Here is a 2,403-nt window from a genome sequence, read left to right on the forward strand (position 1 = left end):
GGGGTGACTGCGTACCTTTTGTATAATGGGTCAGCGACTTAATTTCAGTAGCAAGGTTAACCATCTAGGGGAGCCGTAGGGAAACCGAGTCTTAACTGGGCGTACAGTTGCTGGGATTAGACCCGAAACCAGGTGATCTAGCCATGGGCAGGTTGAAGGTGAGGTAACACTTACTGGAGGACCGAACCGACTAATGTTGAAAAATTAGCGGATGACTTGTGGCTAGGGGTGAAAGGCCAATCAAACCTGGAGATAGCTGGTTCTCCCCGAAAGCTATTTAGGTAGCGCCTCGGACGAATACTACTGGGGGTAGAGCACTGTTAAGGCTAGGGGGTCATCCCGACTTACCAACCCTTTGCAAACTCCGAATACCAGTAAGTACTATCCGGGAGACACACGGCGGGTGCTAACGTCCGTCGTGGAGAGGGAAACAACCCAGACCGCCAGCTAAGGTCCCAAAGTATCACTAAGTGGGAAACGATGTGGGAAGGCTCAGACAGCCAGGATGTTGGCTTAGAAGCAGCCATCATTTAAAGAAAGCGTAATAGCTCACTGGTCGAGTCGGCCTGCGCGGAAGATTTAACGGGGCTAAGTGATACACCGAAGCTGCGGCAATGCGATTTATCGTATTGGGTAGGGGAGCGTTCTGTAAGCGGCTGAAGGTGTGCTGTAAGGCATGCTGGACGTATCAGAAGTGCGAATGCTGACATGAGTAACGATAATGGGGGTGAAAAACCTCCACGCCGGAAGACCAAGGGTTCCTGTCCAACGTTAATCGGGGCAGGGTGAGTCGACCCCTAAGGCGAGGCCGAAAGGCGTAGTCGATGGGAAACGGGTTAATATTCCCGTACTGCTTACTATTGCGATGGGGGGACGGAGAAGGCTAGGTGGGCCGGGCGACGGTTGTCCCGGTTCAAGGGTGTAGGCTGATGGTTTAGGCAAATCCGGACCATCTTTAAGGCTGAGACCCGATGTCGAGCCACCACGGTGGTGAAGTCATTGATGCCATGCTTCCGGGAAAAGCCTCTAAGCTTCAGATAGTAAGGAATCGTACCCCAAACCGACACAGGTGGTCGGGTAGAGAATACCAAGGCGCTTGAGAGAACTCGGGTGAAGGAACTAGGCAAAATGGTACCGTAACTTCGGGAGAAGGTACGCTGCCGGCGGTGAAGAGACTTGCTCTTGGAGCTGCTGGCAGTCGCAGATACCAGGTGGCTGCAACTGTTTATTAAAAACACAGCACTGTGCAAAATCGAAAGATGACGTATACGGTGTGACGCCTGCCCGGTGCCGGAAGGTTAATTGATGGGGTTATCTTCGGAGAAGCTCTTGATCGAAGCCCCGGTAAACGGCGGCCGTAACTATAACGGTCCTAAGGTAGCGAAATTCCTTGTCGGGTAAGTTCCGACCTGCACGAATGGCGTAATGATGGCCACGCTGTCTCCACCCGAGACTCAGTGAAATTGAAATCGCAGTGAAGATGCTGCGTCCCCGCGGCTAGACGGAAAGACCCCGTGAACCTTTACTACAGCTTGGCACTGAACATTGACCCTACATGTGTAGGATAGGTGGGAGGCTTCGAAGCAGGTACGCCAGTATCTGTGGAGCCGTCCTTGAAATACCACCCTTGTCGTGTTGATGTTCTAACGTCGCCCCGTTATCCGGGGTGCGGACAGTGCCTGGTGGGTAGTTTGACTGGGGCGGTCTCCTCCCAAAGCGTAACGGAGGAGCACGAAGGTGGGCTAATCACGGTCGGACATCGTGAGGTTAGTGCAATGGCATAAGCCCGCTTAACTGCGAGAATGACGGTTCGAGCAGGTGCGAAAGCAGGTCATAGTGATCCGGTGGTTCTGAATGGAAGGGCCATCGCTCAACGGATAAAAGGTACTCCGGGGATAACAGGCTGATACCGCCCAAGAGTTCATATCGACGGCGGTGTTTGGCACCTCGATGTCGGCTCATCACATCCTGGGGCTGAAGTCGGTCCCAAGGGTATGGCTGTTCGCCATTTAAAGTGGTACGCGAGCTGGGTTTAGAACGTCGTGAGACAGTTCGGTCCCTATCTGCCGTGGGCGCTGGATGATTGAAGGGAGTTGCTCCTAGTACGAGAGGACCGGAGTGAACGAACCGCTGGTGTTCGGGTTGTGTCGCCAGACGCATTGCCCGGTAGCTAAGTTCGGAACAGATAACCGCTGAAAGCATCTAAGCGGGAAGCTGGCCCTGAGATGAGTCATCCCTGAGACTTTAAGTCTCCTGAAGGGCTGTTCGAGACTAGAACGTTGATAGGCAGGGTGTGTAAGCGTTGTGAGGCGCTCAGCTAACCTGTACTAATTGCCCGTGAGGCTTAACCATACAACACCCAAAGGGTTTGAAGTACGGACTCTATAAGCACTTGAATGATGT

The 2,403-nt window shown here is 53.2% G+C and carries 1 rRNA gene; it reads left to right on the plus strand.

The annotated features are described in order from the left end of the window. Positions 1–2,352 (plus strand): 23S ribosomal RNA (locus Q4579_RS22770); the annotation flags it as partial. Positions 2,353–2,403 lie beyond the last annotated feature (51 nt).

The organism is Photobacterium sp. 1_MG-2023 (assembly GCF_030547945.1).
GTDB lineage: Bacteria > Pseudomonadota > Gammaproteobacteria > Enterobacterales > Vibrionaceae > Photobacterium.